Origin of the sequence: Cupriavidus sp. 2SB (assembly GCF_005503625.1) — a bacterium.
Lineage (GTDB): Bacteria > Pseudomonadota > Gammaproteobacteria > Burkholderiales > Burkholderiaceae > Cupriavidus.
In genome coordinates this window covers 24,977-45,758 of the sequence record NZ_SCMX01000056.1, presented here as the reverse complement: position 1 = coordinate 45,758, position 20,782 = coordinate 24,977, and the positions used below count along the sequence as shown (strand labels likewise).

Annotated in this window: 20 protein-coding genes and 1 tRNA gene; 16 read left to right on the top strand and 5 right to left on the bottom strand. The window is 64.0% G+C overall.

Annotation, left to right across the window (positions count from 1 at the left end; all coding sequences use genetic code 11):
• Nucleotides 1–572 (bottom strand): 5-formyltetrahydrofolate cyclo-ligase (locus tag FFS21_RS22725; RefSeq protein WP_137926992.1); only part of this gene is annotated, 572 nt, incomplete at its 3' end.
• Between the two features lie 103 nt (nt 573–675).
• Between FFS21_RS22725 and FFS21_RS22720 the strand changes: the two genes are divergently transcribed.
• The 4 genes from FFS21_RS22720 to FFS21_RS22705 all read left to right on the top strand — a co-directional run bounded on the left by FFS21_RS22720 (nt 676) and on the right by FFS21_RS22705 (nt 5,907).
• Nucleotides 676–2,643 (top strand): lytic transglycosylase domain-containing protein, encoded by a 1,968-nt coding sequence (locus tag FFS21_RS22720; protein WP_137926991.1) that lies wholly within the window; start codon nt 676–678, stop codon nt 2,641–2,643.
• A 155-nt stretch (nt 2,644–2,798) separates the two neighbouring features.
• Nucleotides 2,799–3,821: a complex I NDUFA9 subunit family protein gene (locus FFS21_RS22715; protein ID WP_137926990.1), complete on the top strand. Its 1,023-nt coding sequence runs from the start codon at nt 2,799–2,801 to the stop codon at nt 3,819–3,821.
• Between the two features lie 151 nt (nt 3,822–3,972).
• A complete protein-coding gene (locus FFS21_RS22710; RefSeq protein WP_137926989.1) occupies nt 3,973–4,662 on the top strand; it encodes a glutathione S-transferase family protein in 690 nt (229 codons plus the stop codon).
• A 3-nt stretch (nt 4,663–4,665) separates the two neighbouring features.
• Nucleotides 4,666–5,907 carry a multifunctional CCA addition/repair protein gene (locus FFS21_RS22705; protein WP_137926988.1) on the top strand — a complete coding sequence of 414 codons (1,242 nt, stop codon included), beginning with the start codon at nt 4,666–4,668 and terminating at the stop codon, nt 5,905–5,907.
• Nucleotides 5,908–5,994: 87 nt separating this feature from the next.
• On the opposite strand, the gene FFS21_RS22700 is transcribed toward FFS21_RS22705, so the two are convergent.
• Nucleotides 5,995–6,189, bottom strand: coding sequence for a DUF2905 domain-containing protein (locus FFS21_RS22700; RefSeq protein ID WP_137926987.1), 195 nt, complete (start codon nt 6,187–6,189; stop codon nt 5,995–5,997).
• Nucleotides 6,190–6,202: 13 nt separating this feature from the next.
• Nucleotides 6,203–7,381, bottom strand: a complete 1,179-nt coding sequence (locus FFS21_RS22695; RefSeq protein WP_137926986.1) for a class I SAM-dependent methyltransferase — start codon at nt 7,379–7,381, stop codon at nt 6,203–6,205.
• 16 nt (nt 7,382–7,397) lie between these two features.
• Here FFS21_RS22695 and FFS21_RS22690 point away from each other — a divergent pair, with 16 nt between their 5' ends.
• The 3 genes from FFS21_RS22690 to ttcA all read left to right on the top strand — a co-directional run bounded on the left by FFS21_RS22690 (nt 7,398) and on the right by ttcA (nt 9,675).
• Nucleotides 7,398–8,216, top strand: coding sequence for an SDR family oxidoreductase (locus tag FFS21_RS22690; RefSeq protein ID WP_137926985.1), 819 nt, complete (start codon nt 7,398–7,400; stop codon nt 8,214–8,216).
• A gap of 21 nt (nt 8,217–8,237) precedes the next feature.
• Nucleotides 8,238–8,636, top strand: a complete 399-nt coding sequence (locus FFS21_RS22685) for a dihydroneopterin aldolase (RefSeq protein ID WP_137926984.1) — start codon at nt 8,238–8,240, stop codon at nt 8,634–8,636.
• 115 nt (nt 8,637–8,751) lie between these two features.
• Nucleotides 8,752–9,675 (top strand): tRNA 2-thiocytidine(32) synthetase TtcA, encoded by a 924-nt coding sequence (gene ttcA / locus FFS21_RS22680; protein ID WP_137926983.1) that lies wholly within the window; start codon nt 8,752–8,754, stop codon nt 9,673–9,675.
• Between the two features lie 44 nt (nt 9,676–9,719).
• Here the strand turns inward: ttcA and FFS21_RS22675 are convergent, their stop codons facing one another.
• Entirely contained in the window at nt 9,720–10,520 is an 801-nt protein-coding gene (locus tag FFS21_RS22675; protein ID WP_137926982.1) for a DUF6279 family lipoprotein, read from the bottom strand.
• Between the two features lie 266 nt (nt 10,521–10,786).
• Between FFS21_RS22675 and glmU the strand changes: the two genes are divergently transcribed.
• The 8 genes from glmU to FFS21_RS22635 all read left to right on the top strand — a co-directional run bounded on the left by glmU (nt 10,787) and on the right by FFS21_RS22635 (nt 18,213).
• A complete protein-coding gene (gene glmU, locus FFS21_RS22670; RefSeq protein ID WP_137926981.1) occupies nt 10,787–12,151 on the top strand; it encodes a bifunctional UDP-N-acetylglucosamine diphosphorylase/glucosamine-1-phosphate N-acetyltransferase GlmU in 1,365 nt (454 codons plus the stop codon).
• 11 nt (nt 12,152–12,162) lie between these two features.
• Nucleotides 12,163–14,001: a glutamine--fructose-6-phosphate transaminase (isomerizing) gene (gene glmS, locus FFS21_RS22665; protein ID WP_137926980.1), complete on the top strand. Its 1,839-nt coding sequence runs from the start codon at nt 12,163–12,165 to the stop codon at nt 13,999–14,001.
• Between the two features lie 284 nt (nt 14,002–14,285).
• Complete coding sequence (ribA, locus tag FFS21_RS22660) at nt 14,286–14,882, top strand: GTP cyclohydrolase II (RefSeq protein WP_137926979.1); 597 nt, start codon at nt 14,286–14,288, stop codon at nt 14,880–14,882.
• Between the two features lie 187 nt (nt 14,883–15,069).
• Nucleotides 15,070–15,525, top strand: coding sequence for a PA2169 family four-helix-bundle protein (locus FFS21_RS22655; RefSeq protein WP_137926978.1), 456 nt, complete (start codon nt 15,070–15,072; stop codon nt 15,523–15,525).
• Between the two features lie 214 nt (nt 15,526–15,739).
• On the top strand, nt 15,740–16,219 hold the full coding sequence (gene bfr / locus FFS21_RS22650; RefSeq protein ID WP_137926977.1) for a bacterioferritin: 480 nt from the start codon (nt 15,740–15,742) through the stop codon (nt 16,217–16,219).
• A gap of 122 nt (nt 16,220–16,341) precedes the next feature.
• Nucleotides 16,342–16,416: transfer RNA gene (locus FFS21_RS22645), tRNA-Cys, on the top strand.
• A 295-nt stretch (nt 16,417–16,711) separates the two neighbouring features.
• Nucleotides 16,712–17,155: a GNAT family N-acetyltransferase gene (locus tag FFS21_RS22640; RefSeq protein ID WP_137926976.1), complete on the top strand. Its 444-nt coding sequence runs from the start codon at nt 16,712–16,714 to the stop codon at nt 17,153–17,155.
• A 74-nt stretch (nt 17,156–17,229) separates the two neighbouring features.
• Nucleotides 17,230–18,213, top strand: a complete 984-nt coding sequence (locus FFS21_RS22635) for a quinone oxidoreductase family protein (RefSeq protein ID WP_137926975.1) — start codon at nt 17,230–17,232, stop codon at nt 18,211–18,213.
• A 203-nt stretch (nt 18,214–18,416) separates the two neighbouring features.
• Here FFS21_RS22635 and dmeF read toward each other — a convergent pair whose 3' ends face one another.
• Nucleotides 18,417–19,385, bottom strand: coding sequence for a CDF family Co(II)/Ni(II) efflux transporter DmeF (gene dmeF, locus FFS21_RS22630; RefSeq protein ID WP_137926974.1), 969 nt, complete (start codon nt 19,383–19,385; stop codon nt 18,417–18,419).
• 227 nt (nt 19,386–19,612) lie between these two features.
• On the opposite strand from dmeF, the gene FFS21_RS22625 reads away from it, so the two are divergent.
• Complete coding sequence (locus tag FFS21_RS22625) at nt 19,613–20,500, top strand: alpha/beta fold hydrolase (RefSeq protein ID WP_137926973.1); 888 nt, start codon at nt 19,613–19,615, stop codon at nt 20,498–20,500.
• Nucleotides 20,501–20,782 lie beyond the last annotated feature (282 nt).

Below are 20,782 nucleotides of genomic sequence, written 5' to 3'. Positions count from 1 at the left end.
GGCAAATCGTGTGGTTCCGCAGCCAGCGCAACCCGGCACGCTTCATAGCCAATCCCGATCGCCACCGGTGTGGCGCCAGCACCGGCCATTGCGGCCAGCGTGCGATCGTAGAACCCACCGCCGTAACCTAGCCGGAACTTATCGGCGCTGAAACCGACACAGGGTATGAGCAGCGCGTCGGGCGTCACGGCCTCGGTGCCATCGGGCACGGGTATGCCGTAGTGGCCGGCGCGCATTGTCGTGTCTGGCGTCCAGAGATGGAAGTCGAGCGGCGCACCGGGGCGGCTGACCACGGGCAGGGCGGCGGTGCGGCCCGGCATGGCGGCCAGCCAGTGCGCGATAGCGCCGCGTGCGTCGAATTCCTGCTGGATCGGCCAGTAGAAGCCGACCTTTCGTACGCCAAGCCGTTCCAGCAACGTGCCGAGCGCCGCTTCGATGCGGGCATCGGCCTCGGTGCGGCCAGGCAGGTTGGCGCGCAATTCGAGCAGCCGGCGGCGCATGGTGCGCCGGTCTTCCGCGGCGTTGAATTGGCGGTCGTCCGGGCCTCTGTCCGGTACTTGGGTGGGTGACATGGCGTGCAATAATGGCCGGCAATCAGACCGATTCCGTCAAACGAACATTTGCGTGCGTGCCGTCGAAAAAGGGCATGCACGACCACATAAGGGATAGCAAAGAATGCCCAAGGGAGTATATCTGCGCCGCGCAGGCCGCATCGCATGGCTGGCGTTCGCGGGCGCGCTGCTGGCCACGCCGGCTTTTGCCCAGAAGAAACCCGCGCCGCAAGCGCGACCCGCACCTCAGCAACCCGCCGCGCAAACCATCCCGTCCAATCCGGACGATGCGTTCGTTGCCCTGCGCGAAGCCGCACGCAAGAACGACGTCGATCGCGCCGCGGCCATCTCGGCCACGCTGGTCGATTATCCGATTCCCTCGTACGTCGAGTATTTCCGCATCAAGCCGCAGATGTTCGACAGCGGCGGCCAGGCGCGCATCGACACGCCGGACGCCGAAATTGCCGCCTTCCTGCAGCGTTATCAGGGCGAAGCCATTGCCGACCGCATGCGCAATGACTGGCTGCTGGTGCTGGGCAAGAAGCGCGACTGGGCCAATTTCGATATCCAGTATCCGCAGTTCGTGCTGAAGGACGACACGCAGGTGGAGTGCTACGCGCTGCTGTCGAAGGCGCTCAAGGGCCAGAACGTGTCGGCCGATTCGCGTGCGCTGCTTGTGGACCCACGTTACTTTGGCGAAGCGTGCGTGGACCTGATCGGCTACATGGCGCAGGCGCAGCAGATCCAGCGCAGCGATGTGGCGTTCTATGCGCGTCAGGCGCTGGAACAGAACTATACGACGCTGGCCGCGAAGATTGCTGGCACGCTGCCCGATGTGCGCGTGGACAGCGATGCGCTGGCCACCGTGGTCAAGATGGCACGTAGCGATCCCGCGCAGGCCGCAGCGTACCTGAGCACCATCGTCGGCAACCTGTCGCGCGATGAACAAGGCGCGGCGTGGGGCGTGATCGGTCAGTACGCCGCCAAGAAACTGATGCCCGAGGCCGCCGGTTACTATCGCCGCCAGCTCGACATGGGCGGCAACCAGTGGCTGTCCGATGAAACGCAGGAGTGGCGTGTACGCGCCGCGCTGCGCCAGGGCGACTGGAAGCAGGTGCGGCAGTCCATCGAACTGATGCGTCCGGAACTGCGCGGCAAGGACCCGGCATGGACGTATTGGTATGGCCGCGCGCTGAAGGCCGATGGCCGCACCAGCGATGCCGAGCAGCAGTTCCAGTCGATTGCCAGCCAGTTCAACTTCTATGGCCAGCTGGCCAGCGAGGAACTGGGGCGCCGCATCACGGTGCCGCAGCGCACGGCGGTGACCGATGGCGAGGCCATGGCGATGCGTTCGCGTCCGGGCTTTGTCCGCGCGCAGAAGTTCTACAGCCTGAATCTGCGTTTCGAAGGCAACCGCGAGTGGAACTGGGAACTGCGCGGCATGAACGACCGCGAACTGCTGGCTGCGGCCGAGTATGCGCGCAAGATCTCGCTGCTGGATCGCACGGTCAATACGTCGGATCGTACGAAGACCGAACACGATTTCGCACAGCGCTTCCCGATGCCCTACCAGGACATCATGCAGCGGAACACCGAAGCCGTGGGCCTGGACATGGCGTGGGCGTATGGGCTGATCCGACAGGAATCGCGCTTCATCATGGACGCACGCTCATCGGCGGGCGCGCACGGGCTGATGCAGGTCATGCCGGCCACCGCGCGTTTCGTGGCCAAGAAGATCGGCATGACCGACTTCTCGCCGTCGATGATGAGCGACCCGAACATCAACATCATGCTCGGTACAAATTACATGAGCATGGTGCTGACCGACCTCGACAGTTCATGGACGCTGGCTTCCGCTGGCTATAACGCAGGCCCGGGACGCCCCAAGAACTGGCGTTCGAGCCTGTCGCGGCCGGTGGAAGGCGCGATCTTTGCAGAGACCATCCCGTTCACGGAAACGCGCGTCTACGTCAAGAATGTGCTTTCCAACGCCACGTACTATTCTGCATTGATGAGTGGCCGCCCCCAGTCGCTGAAAGACCGGCTGGGTGTGGTCGCGCCGTCCAGCGTCACGACGACCAGCTTGCCCTAAGCCTGGCTGCCCCAAAGCGGGGCAGGGTCTTCGTGATGCCGGCGCACGCATCGATGCGTGTGTAATGGAATCGCAATGCGCGAATCGCAATGCGAAGACCGTGCTGCGGCTACCCTCGCCGGGTAGTGCGCGGCGCGGCCGTCACGGAGCCCACCATGCAGACCAGCAATGTTCTTGTCATCGGGGGTGCCGGCTTCATCGGCAGCCACCTCGTCTCCCGCCTTGCCGGCGCAGCTTCAGCGTCCGGCGCGCCGCTCGATCCGGCCGCCAATCCCGATAGTCCCATCGCACCTGACCGCATCGTGGTCGGCACGCGCCATGTCGAGCATGCGCAGCACCTGCTACTCCTGCCGCGCGTGGAAACGGTGGAGCTTGGGCTGGCCGATACGGCAGTGCTCGACGATGCCATCGGATCGCTCGGCGTGGATGGCATCGTCGTCAACCTCGTTGGTGTGCTGCACGGCGACCGGGCCGATCCGTATGGTCCGCAGTTCGCCTCGGCGCACGTAGACCTGCCGCGCCAGTTGGTCGATGCGTGCCAGCGCACCGGCGTTCGCCGCCTGATCCACATGAGCGCGCTCGGCGCCGATCCGCAGGGGCCGTCGATGTACCTGCGCAGCAAGGGCGAGGGCGAGCGCATCGTGCGCGAAAGCGGTCTCGCCTGGACTGTCCTGCGGCCGTCCGTGGTGTTCGGCCCGGACGATCATTTCCTGAACCTGTTCGCCCAGTTGCAGCAGATGGCACCGGTGGTGCCGCTGGCCTGCGCGCATGCGCGCTTCCAGCCGGTGTTCGTGATGGATGTGGTGCAGGCGTTCGTCAACGCGATGGCGAATCCGTCGACCATCGGCCAGTCGTATGAACTGGGCGGACCCCAGGTCTATACGCTGGAGGAACTGGTCAAGTTCGCGGGCCGCGCGTCGGGGCATCCGCGCCCGGTGATCGCATTGCCCGATGCACTGGCGCGCATGCAGGCGGCGGTGCTCGAACATATGCCCGGCGGTACGGTGTTGTCGCGCGACAATCTCGATTCGATGCGGCTCGACAATGTGCTGGCGCAACCGATGGCCGCAGAACTCGGCGTGCATCCGGTCAGCCTTGAAGCCGTGATGACGGATGTGCTGGCCGGTCGTGGCCGCGATTCGGTGATGCAGGGGCTGCGCGGCAGCGTGCATCGCTGAGCCCGTCCGTTGTGACTGGCGCTCACAGGCTTGCGAGCGTATTTCGTTTGGAGCTGCCGCGTCCGGGTCGATAGAATGTCCGGTCCACGGTGCCCGGCGAAATACGCCGCGCGCCAACGTCTTCCCGATCTTCGCCCCCAAGGAATTTGCGATGAAGCTCGTCATCGGCAACAAGAACTACTCCTCCTGGTCGCTGCGTCCCTGGCTGCTGTTGCGCCACGCCGGCATTGCCTTCGAGGAAATCCCGCTGCGCCTGTTCACGAAGGCATTCGATGAAGAGATCATGCAGTACTCGCCGGCCGGCAAGGTGCCGGCGCTGATCGATGGCGACGTGACCGTATGGGATTCCTTGTCGATCTCCGAGTACGTGGCCGAGAAATTCCCCGAGAAGCAACTCTGGCCGACCGATCCCGCCGCGCGCGCCGTGGCGCGTTCGATCTGCGCGGAGATGCATTCGGGCTTCGGCAACGTGCGTAGCCAGATGCCGATGAACATCACGGCCGTGCTGCCCGGCATCGGGTGGAGCGTGGCCGTGCAACGCGATATCGACCGCATTGCAGCCATCTGGACCGGCCTGCGCGCGCAGCATGGCGAGAAGGGTCCGTTCCTGTTCGGTACGTTCACCGTAGCCGATGCGTTTTACGCGCCCGTGGTGAGCCGCTTCGCCACGTACGGCGTGCATCTGCCGGAGGCTGCCAAGGCTTACGCGGATTTCATCCTGACGGTGCCGGCCATGCAGGAGTGGGTGGCCGCGGCGCGCGAGGAGCGTGATTTCGTCGTGGCCGACGAGCCGTACCGTTTGCAACCCGATCGCCCGGACGCGATCATCGTCACGGGCTGATTCATGCAGGTCTATGCCGTCGGCGGGGCGATCCGCGACCAACTGCTCGGCAAGCCGAGCCAGGACCGCGACTACGTGGTGGTGGGCGCCACGCCGGAGGAAATGGAAGCCGCCGGCTACAAGCCGGTGGGCAAGGATTTTCCGGTCTTCCTGCATCCGGTGACCAAGGCCGAATACGCGCTGGCTCGCACGGAGCGCAAGACGGCGGTGGGCTACAAGGGGTTTGCGTTCTACACCGGACCGGAAGTCACGCTCGAGGAAGACCTCGTGCGTCGGGACCTGACTGTCAACGCCATGGCGCAGGCCGTGGATGCGGACGACAACCTCGTCGGCCCGATCATCGATCCGTACGGCGGCCAGCGGGATCTCGCCGCGCGACAGTTCCGGCATGTGTCCGATGCGTTTGCGGAAGACCCGGTGCGCATCCTGCGCGCGGCGCGCTTTGCCGCGCGCTTCCACGATTTCTCGGTGGCGCCTGAAACCGTCGCGCTGATGCGCCGCATGGTGGAGATGGGCGAGGTCGATGCGCTGGTGCCAGAGCGCGTGTGGCAGGAACTCGCACGTGGCTTGATGGAGGCGCGTCCGTCGCGCATGTTCGACGTGCTGCGTGAATGCGGTGCGTTGGCGCGGCTGATGCCCGAACTCGACCGGCTGTGGGGTGTGCCGCAACGTGCCGATTACCATCCGGAAGTCGATACCGGCATCCACGTGATGATGGTGGTGGACTATGCGGCCAGCGTCGGCGCCTCGCTGCCGGTGCGATTCGCCGCGCTGACGCATGACCTGGGCAAAGGCACCACGCCCCAGGACGTGCTGCCACGCCATATCGGACACGAGCAGCGCAGCGTGGGTCTGCTTGAAGCGGTTTGCAAGCGGCTGCGCGTTCCGAACGATTGTCGCGAACTGGCGGTGCTGGTGGCACGCGAACACGGCAACATCCATCGCTCGATGGAGTTCGGCGCAGCGGCTTTGACACGGCTTGTGGAGCGTTGTGATGCGTTGCGCAAACCGGATCGCTTTGCCGAAGCACTGCAGGCGTGCGAAGCCGATGCACGCGGCCGGCTGGGTTTCGAGGATCGGGAGTATCCGCAGACGACACGCCTGATGGCGGCGCGCGATGCGGCGGCGTCGGTGGATGCGGGTGCGATCGCCAAGGCTTGCGAGGATCGCGTGGACCAGATCAAGGATCGGGTGCACAAGGCAAGGGTGAAGGCGGTGGCGGAGCGGTTGGGGGTTAAGGAATAGCGTTGAGTTTCCTTTCCCGCTTGGTTTTCTCCCCTCTCCCGCTTGCGGGAGAGGGGAGCAAAACCTGGTGGGATGGCATACCCCCCCCTACAACAACCTCCCAATCACCAGTGCCACCAGCGACAGCAATATCGTCGACGCAAACGGCAGCACATACTCCTTCCCGAAAAGCCGAAACCGCAGATCGCCGGGCAAGCGTCCGAGGCCGATCTTCTGCAGCCACGGCAGCGAGGCCGACAGCACGATCACGCAGAGGAAGATGGTGAAAGTCCAACGCAACATGGCGTGATCCGGGTCAGAGAGCGAAGGTACGGTCGCCGCGTGCGAAGCCGGCCAGCGGCAGCGCATCGTCGAGATCGCGGGTCAGGGCGATGACCTTGAACAGCTCGCCCATCTCCGCTTCAGACAGCAGCTTCTGCACGGCGTTGGCCTGCGGCAGGAAGGCGCGGGCATCCGATGGATCGAGCGACATCATCAGTTCGGTAATGCCGGCATTCATCAGGAAGCGTGCCTGCGAGGCGAAGCCCGCCACAGTCAGGCCCGCATCCACCGCGACTTCGGCGATGCCGGTGAAGTTCACGTGTGCGGTGATGTCCTGCAGGCCCGGATACAGGAAAGGATCGGGGTGGGCGTGATGGCGGTAGTGGCACATCAGCGTGCCGCCCACGCGCTGCGGGTGGTAGTACTCGGCGGCCGGAAAACCATAGTCGATGAAAAACGCCGCGCCGCGCGAGAGCATCGTCGCGACGGCACGCGTGAAGCCTTCGGCTTCGGCGTGGGTTTCGGTGACCACGTCGTGATCGCCCGGAAAATCCTTCAACGCGGCGGGCACGGCTGAAGATTCCATCAGCCGATCCTGATAGGCGAAACCATTCCCATCGTGTGACACGCCACGTTCGTGCCACTTGCCGCCGATTCGGGCGAACAGGCTCACAGGCATCGCATCGAGCACTTCATTGCCGACGATCACGCCTTCGAAGCGGTCGGGCAGGGTATCGAGCCACGTCACACGCGACGCCAGATGGGGCGCACGCTCGGCAAGCGTCTGTTGCTGGCGCGCACGCAGTTCGCCGGAAAGCTCGACGATCCGGTACGTATCGGGCAACGCGCCTTCGGTTTCGAGCGCGAGCAGCAGATCCGCTGCCAGCCGGCCCGTACCGGCGCCGAATTCCATCACTTGCGGCAGGTTCATGCCGATCAGCGGTGCGAACTGGCGAGCCAGTGTGCGCGCGAAGAAGGGACTCAGTTCTGGAGCGGTGATGAAGTCGCTGCCGTCGCCGGCGTCGCGCCCGAACTTGGCGGCGCCCCCGCTGTAGTAACCCAGGCGCGGCGCATAGAGCGCCAGCGACATGAAGCGGTCGAAGCCGATCCAGCCGCCCGCAGCCTTGATGGCATCGGCGATGACGGTGGAAAGAGCCGTGGAGGCGCCGAGCGCGTCGGCGGAGGGAAGGGGTAGACTAGCGACTTTCTGCATACCGCGAATTGTAGCAATGCCAGATTTCAATACTGAGGGCGCTGCCGCCGCCCGAACCACACCCTCGCGTGGGGTGGCGCTGGTGACCGGCGGCGCACGCCGCCTGGGCCGCGCCATCGGGCTCGAGCTTGCCGCGCAGGGTTGGGACGTAGCCGTCCACTGCAACCGCTCGCGCGACGAGGCCGAAGCGCTTGCCACGCAGATCCGCAGTCTCGGTCGCCGCGCTGCCGTGCTGCAGGCCGACCTGTCCGACGAAAGTGCCACGAGCAAGCTGATCGCCGCCTGCAAGGATGCGCTCGGCGTGCCGTCGTGCCTGGTCAACAATGCCTCGCTGTTCCAGTACGACGTGGCCACGAGCTTCTCGTACGCTTCGCTCGATACGCATATGCGCACGAACGTGGCCGCACCGCTGCTGCTGGCGCGCGAGATGCACAAGGCGCTGGGTGCCGACGGCAACGAGACCGAACAGCGTGGCGTGGTGATCAACCTGCTCGACCAGAAGCTGAACAACCTGAATCCGGACTTTTTGTCGTACACGCTGTCGAAGTCCGCGCTGCAGACCGCCACGGTGCAACTGGCCCAGGCACTGGCCCCGCGCCTGCGCGTGGTGGGCGTGGCGCCGGGTATCACGCTGGTGTCCGGCGACCAGTCCGATCCGGGCTTCGTGCGTGCACACGGCATGACGCCGCTCGGCAAATCGAGCACGCCGGACGATATTGCGCAGGCCGTGGCCTACCTCGCCATCGCCCGCGCCGTGACCGGTTCCACGCTCTACGTCGATGGCGGCCAGCACCTGATGCCGCTGGCCCGCGACGTGATGTTCCTGACTGAATAAGTTTTAACGATAGTTCCCGCCATGACTTTTGCCGCCCTGTCCCATCCCAGCCTGCAAGACTGCCGCCGCATGTTCCTGCGCAATTACGAAGTGCAGATCAACATTGGCGTGCATGAATTCGAGAAGAAGGGCGAGCAGCGCGTGCTGGTCAATATCGACCTGTTCGTCTCGCTGGCCGAAACCACGCCCCAGGCGGACAAGCTGGACGAAGTGGTGGACTACGATTTCATGCGCAACACCGTGGCCGAGCGCATGGCGCAAGGCCATATCCACCTGCAGGAAACGCTGTGCGACGACGTGGCGCGCGCCATGCTGAAGCACCCCAAGGTGCGGGCCGTGCGTGTCTCCACCGAGAAGCCCGATGTGTATCCGGATTGCGAATCGGTGGGCGTCGAAGTCTTCCACATCAAGCCGGCCTGAGGCACGCAGAGCGGTGGGGCGGCGGGTCCAGTAGAATATCGCCCCGTCAATCCGGCATGTTCTTCGGGGGTGTCAGGCCATTGTTCAGCGCCCGCCCCCGCTTCAGGTACGTCTTATGAGTCACTCCGCTAATTTCTACCGCCTGGAAACCCGTCTGCAGTCGCAGACCGGGAAGGCCATCGGCGACTTCGGCATGATCGAGGACGGCGACACCGTGCTGGTCTGCATGAGCGGCGGCAAGGACTCGTACACGATGTTGTCGGTGCTGATGGCGCTGCAGAAGCGCGCGCCCATCAAGTTCAAGCTCATCGCGATGAACCTGGACCAGAAGCAGCCCGGCTTTCCCGAGGAAATCCTGCCGGCCTACCTGAAATCGGTGGGCGTGGAATACCTGATCGTCGAAGCAGACACGTATTCGATCGTCAAGGAGAAGGTGCCCGAGGGCAAGACCACGTGCTCGCTGTGTTCGCGACTGCGCCGGGGCGTAATCTATCGCACGGCCAAGGAGCTGGGCGCCAACAAGATTGCGCTGGGCCATCACCGCGACGACATCGTCAACACGTTCTTCCTGAACATGTTCTTCGGCGGCAAGATGAAAGCCATGCCGCCGAAGCTGGCCACCGATGACGGCCAGCACATTGTCATTCGTCCGCTGGCGTACTGCGCGGAGAAGGACATCGCGTCCTACGCGCGCGCCATGCAATTCCCGATTATTCCTTGCAATCTCTGCGGCTCGCAGGAAAACCTGCAACGCAAGAAGGTGAGCGAGATGGTGCAGGCATGGGAGCGCGAATTCCCGGGCCGCATCGACAACATCTTCGCGGCACTGCGTAATGTGGTGCCGTCCCACCTGGCGGATACCGAGCTGTTCCCGTTCAACGGGCTGGCGACTGGACTGGCGAAGGTCGACGAGGCATCGCTGTTCGGGGAAACCACGTTCACGCAGCAGGCGCTGACGTTCACGGGCAACGTGGGAGCGAACCGGATGGAGTTTGTGCGGTTCGACAAGATCGAGAAGGCGGAAGAGCCTGCGGCCTGATGGGTTTGCTCCCCTCTCCCACTGCGCGGGAGAGGGGAGTTTCATTACTTCGCTGCCTGCGAAGCCCCCTCCCGCATCAGCGACCTCGTATCGTCGATCCACTTCTGGAACCGATCCACCGCGTGCGCCTTCTGCTCAGGCGTAGTGAGATTGGCGATCTTCACAGACAGATCCACGCCTGCCTCGTTGCTGCGCTGCTGGCCGCTGGCCGGGCGCTGCCAGTGATCGGCGTACTTGCGCAGCATGTCCTCGACCTGCGCCTTCGGCGGATGTGAGGTCGAGACCTCTCGCGCCAGCGTCAGCCATTCCTGTTGCCGCTTCACCCGCTCCGCGTAGCGCGCCTCGGCACCTTCCATATACGGGCCCATCGCGTCACGGATCGTGCGTTCCTGCTCGCCCGAGAAGCCGCCGTAGATCAGCTTTGCGTAGTCCATGATCTTGTCGAAGCGGGCGTCCGTGCGCGCCTTGGGGTCGGATTTGAGAAACTCCTTCCGGTACTTGGCGTTGCTTTCCGCGAACTTGCCTTCCATACGCTTGATCTGTTCGGGCGTCAGCGTCAGCATCAGGTCGGCCACGTCGGGGACGGCGTTCTCGAAGGCGCGGCGGCCCAGGCGGTTCGTGTCCTGCTGCACCTGCCGGACCATCGAGGCTTCGATGGGGCCGGCGACTTCACCCTTCACCCGGGTCAGGACCGTGGCGATTTCGGGAAGCTGCGCCTGCCGGTGCCAGGAGAAGAACCGGGCGATGGCGTCCTTGGTGGGCGGCTCCTGCAGGTCAGAAACGTCCACATACCGATCCACCCACCAGTAGGCCAGACGGTCACCCTGCTGGTAGCCGAGCTTCATGGCGTTGCATCCACCCAACGCCGCCAGGACGGTAAATGCTGCAAACCATGCAAAAACGCGTCGTGTCCAAATGTGAACAACCGTAACGTGAAGTGATCGGCCCGATGTGGTCCGGGGGTGCATGCTAGAATCGGCGCGCATGTTTCCAGGGGCGGTTGATCGCCCGCCAGCCCAGTCGTGGCAACGGTTTTGCCCTACTGACTGCAGTGCTCCACGGCACGGATTCTTCAGAATATTCTCAGACACACTCACTTAGGACCCTCCTTGTGAATATCGTCATTCTTGCCGCCGGCATGGGCAAGCGCATGAATTCCGCGTTGCCCAAGGTGCTGCACCCGGTTGCCGGCCGCCCCATGCTCGCCCACGTACTCGATACCGCCCGCACGCTCTCGCCGTCGCGGCTCGTCGTCGTGGTGGGCCATGGCGCCGAGCACGTGCGCGCAGCGGTTGCCGCAGAAGATGTCGCCTTCGCCGAGCAGGCCCAGCAACTGGGCACTGGCCACGCCGTCATGCAGGCACTGCCGCTGCTCGACGACGGCCAGCCCACGCTGGTCCTGTATGGCGACGTACCGCTGACGTCGGCGTCCACGCTTCAGCACCTCGTACAGGCCGCTGGCGCCGAGCGCCTGGGCGTGCTGACCGTTGAAATGCCCGATCCCACCGGCTATGGCCGCATCGTACGCGACGCTGCCGGCAATATCGTCCGCATCGTCGAGCAGAAGGATGCCAGCGAGGAAATCCGCGCGATCCGCGAGATCAATACCGGCATCCTCGTCTGCCCGACGGGTCACCTGCGCCGCTGGCTCTCCACGCTGCGCAACGACAACGCGCAAGGTGAGTACTACCTTACCGACACCATCGAACGCGCCGCCACTGACGGCGTGGAGATCGTGTCGTCCCAGCCGGCTGCACTGTGGGAGACGCTCGGCGTCAACAGCAAGGTGCAACTGGCCGAGATCGAGCGCATCCATCAGCGCAACATTGCCCAACGTCTGCTTGAAGCGGGCGTCACGTTGCTGGACCCGGCGCGTATCGACGTGCGCGGCGAACTGACCTGCGGACGCGACGTGACCATCGACGTAGGCTGCGTGTTCGAAGGCCGCGTGCATCTGGAGGATGGCGTGCACATCGGTGCGCACTGCGTGATCCGCAACACCTCCGTAGGGGCTGGCGCACGCGTGCAACCGTTCTGCCACTTTGAGGAAGCAAAGATCGGGCCGGACGGGCGCATCGGTCCGTACGCGCGTTTGCGGCCGGGTGCGGAACTGGGCAAGGATGTGCACATCGGCAATTTCGTCGAAGTCAAGAACAGTCAGATTGCCGACCACAGCAAGGCCAACCATCTGGCCTACGTCGGCGACACCACCGTGGGCCAGCGCGTGAACATCGGCGCAGGCACCATCACGTGCAATTACGATGGCGTGAACAAGCATCGCACCATCATCGAGGACGATGTGTTCATCGGCTCCGATACGCAACTGGTGGCGCCGGTAACGGTGCGCCGTGGCGCGACGATTGGCGCTGGCACGACGCTGACCAAGGAAGCACCGGCCGACAAGCTCACGCTGTCGCGTTCCAAGCAGATGACGATCGACGCATGGCAGCGTCCGGTCAAGCAACCGAAAAAATAAGGGGTTAGAGCATGTGTGGCATCGTTGGCGCGGTTTCGCACCGCAATATCGTTCCGGTCCTGGTCGAAGGTCTGCGTCGCCTGGAATATCGCGGCTATGACTCGTGCGGCGTCGCCGTGGTGCGCGACGCCATTCTCGAACGCGCACGCACGGTGTCGCGCGTGGCCGAACTGGACGCGCAGACGCAATCGTCGGGTCTCGGCGGCAATCTGGGCATCGCCCACACGCGCTGGGCCACGCACGGCAAGCCCGACACGGTCAACGCGCACCCGCACTTCTCGGACGAGACCATCGCACTCGTCCACAACGGCATCATCGAGAACTACGAGCCGCTGCGCGAAGAACTGCGCGCCGTGGGCTACGGTTTCGAGTCGCAGACCGATACCGAAGTGGTGGCCCACCTGATCCATCAGGCCTACACGTATCCGAGCAGCGCCACGCGTGGCGACCTGTTTGCGTCGGTGCGTGTGGTGACCAAGCGCCTGCACGGCGCCTACGCCATTGCCGTGGTGGCGCGTGACAATCCTGACGTGGTGGTCGGCGCGCGCGCCGGTTCGCCGCTGGTCGTGGCCCTCGGCAACGACGAAACGTTCCTGGCATCGGACGCGCTGGCCGTGGCCGGCACTGCCAATCGCATCATCTATCTGGAAGAAGGCGATGTGGTGGAACTGACGCGCGCTGGCGTCACGATCCGCGATGTCAACGATATCGAGGTAGTGCGCGAGGATCGCGTGGTGGAGGCACACGCCGCCGCCGTGGAACTGGGTCCGTTCCGCCATTTCATGCAGAAGGAAATCTTCGAGCAGCCGCGCGCCCTGGGCGATACGCTCGAAGGCATCGCCGCCATCACGCCCGACCTGTTCGGCGACAACGCGGAGCAGGTGTTTGCCAACATCGACAGCATCCTGATCCTGGCTTGCGGCACGAGCTACTACTCGGGCTGCACGGCCAAGTACTGGCTGGAATCGATCGCCAAGATCCCGACGCAGGTCGAGGTCGCCAGCGAATACCGCTACCGCGACACCGTGCCGAATCCGCGCGCACTGGTGGTGGTGATTTCGCAATCCGGCGAAACGGCCGACACGATGGCCGCACTGCGCCACGCCCGCTCGCTGGGCCACACGCACACGCTGGCCGTCTGCAACGTGGCCACGAGCGCGATGGTGCGCGAGACCGAACTGCGCTTCCTGACCCGCGCAGGCACCGAGATCGGCGTGGCATCGACCAAGGCGTTCACCACGCAACTGGCCGCGCTGTACATGCTGACGCTGGCGCTGGGCAAGGTGCGCGGCTACCTGAACGACGAACAGGAAGCCGAGGCGCTGACGAACCTGCGCCACCTGCCCGCCGCGCTGCATGGCGTGCTGGCGCTGGAGCCGCAGATCATCGCGTGGTCGGAGGACTTCGCCCGCCGCGAGAACGCGCTGTTCCTGGGTCGTGGCCTGCACTATCCGATCGCTCTGGAAGGCGCGCTCAAGCTCAAGGAAATCTCGTACATCCACGCTGAAGCCTACCCGGCCGGCGAGCTGAAGCACGGCCCGCTGGCACTGGTGACGGAAGCCATGCCCGTGGTGACCGTGGCACCGAACGACGCGCTGCTGGAAAAGCTGAAGTCCAACATCCAGGAAGTGCGCGCACGCGGCGGCCGTCTCTACGTGTTCGCCGATGCCGACACGCACATCCAGTCGTCGGACGGTATCCAGGTGATCCGCATGCCGGAGCACTACGGCGCGCTCTCGCCGATCCTGCACGTGGTACCGCTGCAACTGCTGGCGTACCACACCGCCTGCGCACGCGGCACCGACGTGGACAAGCCACGCAATCTGGCGAAGTCGGTGACGGTGGAGTAAGGCTGTTGCGGACCGGGCAACTGGTTCGCAAGGTGACGTTGTCTCAGCGAGAAGGGCCGCTCATCCGGGTGGCCCTTCTTGCTTTCTGCGCGGGGGAAACGTCTACAACCAGGCATGTGCCTACCGCCCGGTAACCCCACACCCGATAGCAGAATGCATTTCGGGGTATCCTTGCCGGCATGCTGCGTCTGCGCCTCTCCCAATCGGCGCGGCGCGGTGCGCCTGCCCCGCCCCTGCATCATGCCGTGCGGGCACCATGGCGCCTCCAGCCCTTGCACATCAATATGAAAGACCTAGAAAGTGAGCTGATCGGCTCTGCCCGCCTGCCGACCAGTTACGGAGAATTCACCGCTCATGCCTTCCAGGGCATGGATACGGGAACCGAGCACCTGGCCCTGTCGATGGGCGATATTTCGGGCGAGAACGTGCTCGTTCGTTTGCATTCGGAATGCCTGACCGGCGATGTGTTTGGCTCGTGCCGCTGCGATTGCGGCGAGCAGCTCGATCTCGCCATGCGCAAGATTGCGGAGGAAGGGCGTGGCATCCTGCTGTATCTGCGTGGCCATGAAGGCCGTGGCATCGGGCTGTCGAACAAGATTCGTGCGTACGCGCTGCAGGATGGCGGACTCGACACCGTGGATGCCAATCTGGCACTGGGTCAGGCTATCGATTCCCGTACCTATGCCTTCGCGGCGGATTTCCTGCGGCAGTGGGGTGTCACCTCGGTGCGGCTGATGAGCAACAATCCGATCAAGATTCGGGCGCTTGAGGATGCGGGCATCAAGGTGACCGAACAGATGCGTCACATCGTGCCGTCCAACTCCGAAAACGAAAAGTATCTGGCGACCAAGCGGTCGCGCATGGGTCACCTGTTCGACTGACTGGCGGGGGCGACGCAGATGTAGGCGCAGACCGACAGCCGGTTGCGAGGCGCCCCGACAGTCCCCCGCAGGCGGCTCCTCTATCTTGGAACCAAGGGCCGCGCACCCTGGATGGTGTGCGCGGAATGTTCCATGACGCGTTGCGCGCAGGCGTGCGGCGTGTCCGAGAGATAACGAGGAGTTTGCTATGGCTGACAACAATGTGTCTGTACTGAACGACCTGATCGAAGTCTCGCGCGATGGCGAGGAAGGCTTCCGCAAGGCCGCCGAGGATGCGAAGAATCCCGAGTTGAAGACGCTGTTCTCGAGCCGCGCAACAGAGATAGGCGCCGCAGTGCGCGAATTGCAGAGTCAGGTCACGGCGCTCGGCGCCAAGCCCGAGGACCACGGCAGCGTGGCCGGCGCGCTCCATCGCGGCTGGGTGAGCCTGCGTACCGCGGTATCGGATCGTTCGGATCTCGCCATCCTGGAGGAGACCGAGAAGGGCGAGGACGTGGCAAAGAAGAAGTACGCCGATGCGCTGCAGGAGACCGACTTGAGCTTCGACATCCGCGCGCTGATCGAGCGCCAGTACCAGGGTGTGCTGCGCAATCACGACCTGATTCGCGATCTGCGTAATCGCTATCGCGCCAGTGGGGAATAAGGGCACGGGCGATATAACCGCATGCCCCGCAAATAAGGCGCCTCGTTTCGAGGCGCTTTTTTATTGCCATAAATCGGAATCAATATCAGTCTCAGATTCAATGACGAGCCGTAGATGAGGATGCGTGTCGTCCGCAAAGCCGCATGGGGCTTGACCTTCCGGGCTGGCGGATTAACATGAAAATCACCGCATGCCATATTCGGGGATCGACGCCATGAAATCGGACAAGAAGGTAATACAGCTGCTGAATGTCCAACTCCGGCATGAGCTGACGGCGATCAACCAGTATTTTTTACACGCCCGCATGTATGGACATTGGGGGCTCAAGGCGCTGGGCAAGCACGAGTACGAGGAATCGATCGAGGAGATGAAGCACGCGGACAAGATCATCGATCGCATCCTGATGCTCGATGGGCTGCCCAACCTGCAGGACCTCGACAAGCTCATGATCGGCGAGACCACCGAGGAGATGCTCGGCTGCGATCTGAAGCTTGAGCTGGTCTCTCAGACCAGCCTCAAGGAAGCCATCAAGTACTGCGAGTCCGTGAGCGACTACGTCTCCCGCGACGTCCTTTCGCCCATCCTCGACGACACCGAGGACCATATCGAGTGGCTGCAGACGCAACTGGATCTGGTGAATCGCGTCGGCCTGCAGAACTACCAGCAGAGTGCGATGGGCGAGATCGGCGCGTAGCAGCGACAGACAGCACCCGCCTTCGGGTAATAACGGCACGCCCTGCACGTTTTTTCGACTTCGGCTACACTGCGCCCCGCACCACAGACACCGACGACCGGTTCCGGATCGTCTATCCCCGTGGCGGGGTGGCAGAGTGGTTATGCGACGGCCTGCAAAGCCGTTTACGACGGTTCGATTCCGTATCCCCGCCTCCATCGTTTTTCCGTAGTCCGCTTCATCCCCATCTACTCGACACTGTCACACGACATGCAGATACTGCTGCCGCCGTGTGTGGCCTGTTTCGTGCTCATCGATGGAGCGGACAGGCTGATGCGTGGCACCCGTCGCTTTCGGTGGTTTCCCTTCTGGAATCCGGAGGCCGATTGCGATAGTGTGGGGCGCGTGCACCAATCGCGGCATTGCATCGCTCCCCTTGGCGCACCAAGATTCACCATGCAGGGCTTCCATGGCATATCCGTCCCGATGTGATGAGAGATACAGAGGCTCAAGATGATTAAAGATCTGCGAATCCGGCTTGCGCAGCCCGCGGATGTGTCTGCCATTGGCGCCGTGCTCGAGCGGTGCAATTTGCCAGTGGACGAGTTACCGCGCCTTGCCGGCGAGTTTCATGTTGCCGTGCTCGAATCCCAACTTGTCGGTTGCGCCTGTGCCCAGCTTTTCGGGGAGACGGCGATCATCCGGTCCGTTGCCGTACTGCGAGAGTGGCGTGACCAGGGCATTGCGAGCCATCTCGTGAGCGCCGTGATGATGCGGGCGCGCGCCAACGGCAGTCGGCGCGCCGTGCTGCTGACCTCCACGTGCCCCAGCTATTTCTCCCGCTACGGCTTCTCGCTGATCCACGCCTCCAAGCTGCCTGCCGAAGTGCTGGAGAGTGAAGAATTCCAGCGATTGCGCAATACCAGTGCGCTCTGCATGTCTGCCGAACTGGGTTGAGCTTCGGCAGAAAATCGGAATTGCATCAATAATCGGGTCTCACAAATTCTGCCAACGCGCATCGAGGAGACCCCATGCCGACTGCTGTCCGCGCCATCCGCCTTCACGAATTCGGCCAGCCGCAGGTCATGCGGCTCGAATCGGTAGAGTTGCCGGCCCCCGCCCCAGGCGAGGCACGCGTACGGCATACGGCGATCGGTTTCAACTTCATCGATATCTATCAGCGTCGCGGCACCTATCCGCTGCCGGCTGGCACCGGGCTGGGCTTCGAGGCAGCCGGCGTGGTGGAAGCGGTGGGTGAGGGCGTGGCCGATGTCGCCGTGGGAGATCGCGTGGCCTACATGAACGCGGGCCTGGGTGCGTATTCCGAAGGACGCAACGTGCCGGTGGACAAGCTCGTGAAGCTGCCCGACACCATCACCGACGAACAGGCCGCCGCAACGATCTTCAAGGGCATGACGGCGCAGTATCTGGTGCGCCATACCCACGCCGTGAAGCCGGGCGATACCGTGCTGGTGCATGCGGCGGCGGGTGGCGTGGGCCAGATCCTGAGCGGATGGGCGAAGGCGCTGGGCGCGCGCGTGATTGGCACCGCCGGCTCGCCGGCCAAGTGCGAGCGTGCGCGGGCGGCCGGGTGCGATATCGCCATCGACTACAGCCATGGCGACTGGGTCAAGCAGGTTCGCGATGCCACCGATGGGCGCGGCGTGACCGTGGTCTACGACGCCGTGGGCAAGGACACGTTCCTCGGTTCGCTCGATTGCGCGCAGACGTTCGGGATGGTGGTGCTGTACGGCGCGGCATCGGGTCCGGCGCCGGCCATCGAGCCTGAACTATTGAACAAGAAAGGCTGCCTGTTCCTGACGCGGCCATCAGTATTTCCGCACAACGCGGATGCCGCGCGGTTCCGCGCCAACGCGAAGGATCTGTTCGATGCCATCGCGGCAGGTCATGTGAAGGTGGATATCGGTGCGCGCTTTCCGCTGGCCGATGTGGCGCGCGCGCATGAGGCCGCGGAGCGCAGGGAGACGACGGGGGCGATCTTGTTGATGCCTTGAGCGGCTGCGTGTGTCAGTTCGTACCCCTCTCCCGCCTCTGTCTTTCTCCCCTCTCCCGCTTGCGGGAGAGGGGCGGGGGAGAGGGTAAGCGTTTCAAGCTACGAACAAGCATCTCGGTTCGCGAGCGCTCGCCCTCTCCCCCAACCCCTCTCCCGCGCGCGGGAGAGGGGAGAAAGAATGGTGCGGGAAAGGGGAGAAAGCCGCTAGTGCACTGCCCCACAAAAATTAACCTCCACACTCACATGCACCAGTTCCTCATGCACCGATAGCGCCTGCCGCACGCGCTGCGGCGTCAGCGTGGTGTCATGCGTGACCAGGCTGGCGATGCAGGCGAACTGTTCGCGGCCTACGCGCCAGACGTGCAGGTCTGCGATGCGCGTGCCTTCCTCGCCTTCGGCAAACTCCGCCAGAACCTCGCGGACTTCTTCCACAACGGGATGGTCCATTTCGCGGTCGAGCAACACAGTGCCGCTCTGGCGCAGCAGGCCGATGGCCCAGCGTCCCACCAGCACCGCACCCACAAGGCCCATCACCGGATCGAGCCAGCTCCAGCCGAGCCACCAGCCGCCGGCCAGTGCCACGATGGCGAGCAGCGAAGTGGCGGCATCCGCCACGACGTGCAGATAGGCGGCGCGCAGGTTGATGTCGTGATGATGGTGATGGCCGTGGTCATGCGCGTGGCCGTGATGGTCGTGCCCGTGATCGTGTCCATGATGATGAGCCCCGCCAAGGATCATCGCGCAGCCCAGGTTCACCAGCAGGCCAATGGCCGTGACGATCATCGCCTCGCGGTAGTGAATCGGTTCGGGACTCAGCAGCCGCTCCACCGATCCGAAGATCATCAGACCCGCCACGCCCAGCAGGAACACCGCGCTGGCAAACGCGGCGAGCACTTCGATCTTCCACGTGCCGAACGTGAACCGCGCATCGTGCGCGAGCTTGCGTGCGGCCGCATAGGCGAAGGCTGATAGCCCAATGGCCACGGCGTGCGAACTCATGTGCCAGCCGTCGGCCAGCAGCGCCATCGAGTTGAAGCCGAGCCCGGCGGCGATCTCGATCGCCATCATCGCCAGCGTGATCCACATCACCAGGCGCGTGCCGCGTTCGGCAGCCTGGTTGCCGGTGTCGAAGACGTGAGAGTGGGTCCACGCGGACAGGTTGTGCGAGTGCATGAGGAATCTCTTGAGAATCGGGGGTGTCAGTCCGGAGCGTATCAGCCACGGGACGTTTGTTTCTTGACGACCCTGCGGGTGAAAGGGCGTTCCCGTCGCCGCCCGTGCCGGCATTTTCATGAATCGCAGGCTCGAATGACTTGCGTCGCACGAATCAATAGCGGTGGAATTCGCGGATAGACTGCTGCCCAGGCCACAGGCCATCCCCACAATTCCAGGAGACGCCGATGTTTGAAGGATTTGCCACGCATCGTATCGATCATGACGGTGTGCCGATCCACGCCGTGGTGGGCGGAGAAGGGCCGCCGCTGCTGTTGCTGCACGGTCATCCGCAGACTCACGTCATCTGGCACAAGGTAGTGGGCGAACTGGCGCGGCATTTCACCGTGGTGGCCACCGACCTGCGCGGCTACGGGGACAGCGGCAAGCCCGCCGGCGTGGCCGACCACAGCAACTACAGCAAGCGCGTCATGGCGGCCGACCAGTTGGCCGTGATGCGCCAGCTTGGCTTCGAGCGATTCCGCGTGCTCGCGCACGATCGCGGCGCGCGCGTGGCGCATCGGCTGGCCGTGGATCATCCGCAGGCCGTCGAGAAGTTGGTCACGCTCGATATCGCGCCCACGCTGGCGATGTATGCGCAGACCAACGAGGCCTTTGCGCGTGCCTACTATCACTGGTTCTTCCTGATCCGTCCTGCGCCGTTCCCGGAGACTCTGATCGAGGCGGACCCGGCCCAGTACCTGCAGCAGACCATGGGCAGCCGCAGCGCGGGCCTGGCGCCGTTCACCGCAGAGGCGCTGGCCGAGTACGAGCGTTGCCTGCGTCTGCCGGGCGCGGCGCATGGGCTTTGTGAAGACTACCGCGCCAGCGCCGGCATCGATCTGGAGCACGACCGCGCCGATATCGAGGCGGGCCGTGGTGTCGAATGCGAGATGCTGGCGTTGTGGGGACGCGACGGTGCGGTCGGAAAGTGTTTCCAGCCGCTCGAAGAGTGGCGCAAGGTGGCGCGGCAGGTGACCGGCCATGCGCTGCCCTGCGGGCACTACATCGCCGAGGAAATCCCCGAGCAGTTGCTTGCCGAAGTGCTGCCCTTCCTGCGCGGCACGGCATCGTAAATATCTGATACCAAAGTCATTTCGGCGGGTCCCGCATGGGACCGGCTCGCCTCTGGAGCACCGCTCCGGGCCAAAGCGCGCCAGGCGCTGGCCTTTTCACATTTTTTCCATTCGCCGAAATCACGAGAGACGCAGGCGTTTCTTCCGTCTGCAGCATTCCGCGCGGGCTGGCATTATGGCTGGCGGGAGTTTTCTGACGAATCAGATGCATGTGCAATGCGCCGCGGTGAAACGTGCCGCGATCGTTACATACATTCATGGATGCATGTATAATGCGCGGCG

Bases quoted from the DNA above. Each gene is read 5' to 3' on its own strand.
- FFS21_RS22635 (WP_137926975.1), top strand. From the start codon at position 17,230: ATGCCGACTGCTGTCCGCGCCATCCGCCTTCACGAATTCGGCCAGCCG.
- ribA (WP_137926979.1), top strand. From the start codon at position 14,286: ATGAAAGACCTAGAAAGTGAGCTGATCGGCTCTGCCCGCCTGCCGACC.
- ttcA (WP_137926983.1), top strand. From the start codon at position 8,752: ATGAGTCACTCCGCTAATTTCTACCGCCTGGAAACCCGTCTGCAGTCG.
- glmS (WP_137926980.1), top strand. From the start codon at position 12,163: ATGTGTGGCATCGTTGGCGCGGTTTCGCACCGCAATATCGTTCCGGTC.
- FFS21_RS22720 (WP_137926991.1), top strand. From the start codon at position 676: ATGCCCAAGGGAGTATATCTGCGCCGCGCAGGCCGCATCGCATGGCTG.
- FFS21_RS22700 (WP_137926987.1), bottom strand. From the start codon at position 6,189: ATGTTGCGTTGGACTTTCACCATCTTCCTCTGCGTGATCGTGCTGTCG.
- FFS21_RS22625 (WP_137926973.1), top strand. From the start codon at position 19,613: ATGTTTGAAGGATTTGCCACGCATCGTATCGATCATGACGGTGTGCCG.
- FFS21_RS22695 (WP_137926986.1), bottom strand. From the start codon at position 7,381: ATGCAGAAAGTCGCTAGTCTACCCCTTCCCTCCGCCGACGCGCTCGGC.
- FFS21_RS22640 (WP_137926976.1), top strand. From the start codon at position 16,712: ATGATTAAAGATCTGCGAATCCGGCTTGCGCAGCCCGCGGATGTGTCT.
- FFS21_RS22690 (WP_137926985.1), top strand. From the start codon at position 7,398: ATGCCAGATTTCAATACTGAGGGCGCTGCCGCCGCCCGAACCACACCC.
- bfr (WP_137926977.1), top strand. From the start codon at position 15,740: ATGAAATCGGACAAGAAGGTAATACAGCTGCTGAATGTCCAACTCCGG.
- FFS21_RS22705 (WP_137926988.1), top strand. From the start codon at position 4,666: ATGCAGGTCTATGCCGTCGGCGGGGCGATCCGCGACCAACTGCTCGGC.
- dmeF (WP_137926974.1), bottom strand. From the start codon at position 19,385: ATGCACTCGCACAACCTGTCCGCGTGGACCCACTCTCACGTCTTCGAC.
- FFS21_RS22710 (WP_137926989.1), top strand. From the start codon at position 3,973: ATGAAGCTCGTCATCGGCAACAAGAACTACTCCTCCTGGTCGCTGCGT.
- FFS21_RS22685 (WP_137926984.1), top strand. From the start codon at position 8,238: ATGACTTTTGCCGCCCTGTCCCATCCCAGCCTGCAAGACTGCCGCCGC.
- FFS21_RS22675 (WP_137926982.1), bottom strand. From the start codon at position 10,520: ATGAAGCTCGGCTACCAGCAGGGTGACCGTCTGGCCTACTGGTGGGTG.
- FFS21_RS22655 (WP_137926978.1), top strand. From the start codon at position 15,070: ATGGCTGACAACAATGTGTCTGTACTGAACGACCTGATCGAAGTCTCG.
- FFS21_RS22715 (WP_137926990.1), top strand. From the start codon at position 2,799: ATGCAGACCAGCAATGTTCTTGTCATCGGGGGTGCCGGCTTCATCGGC.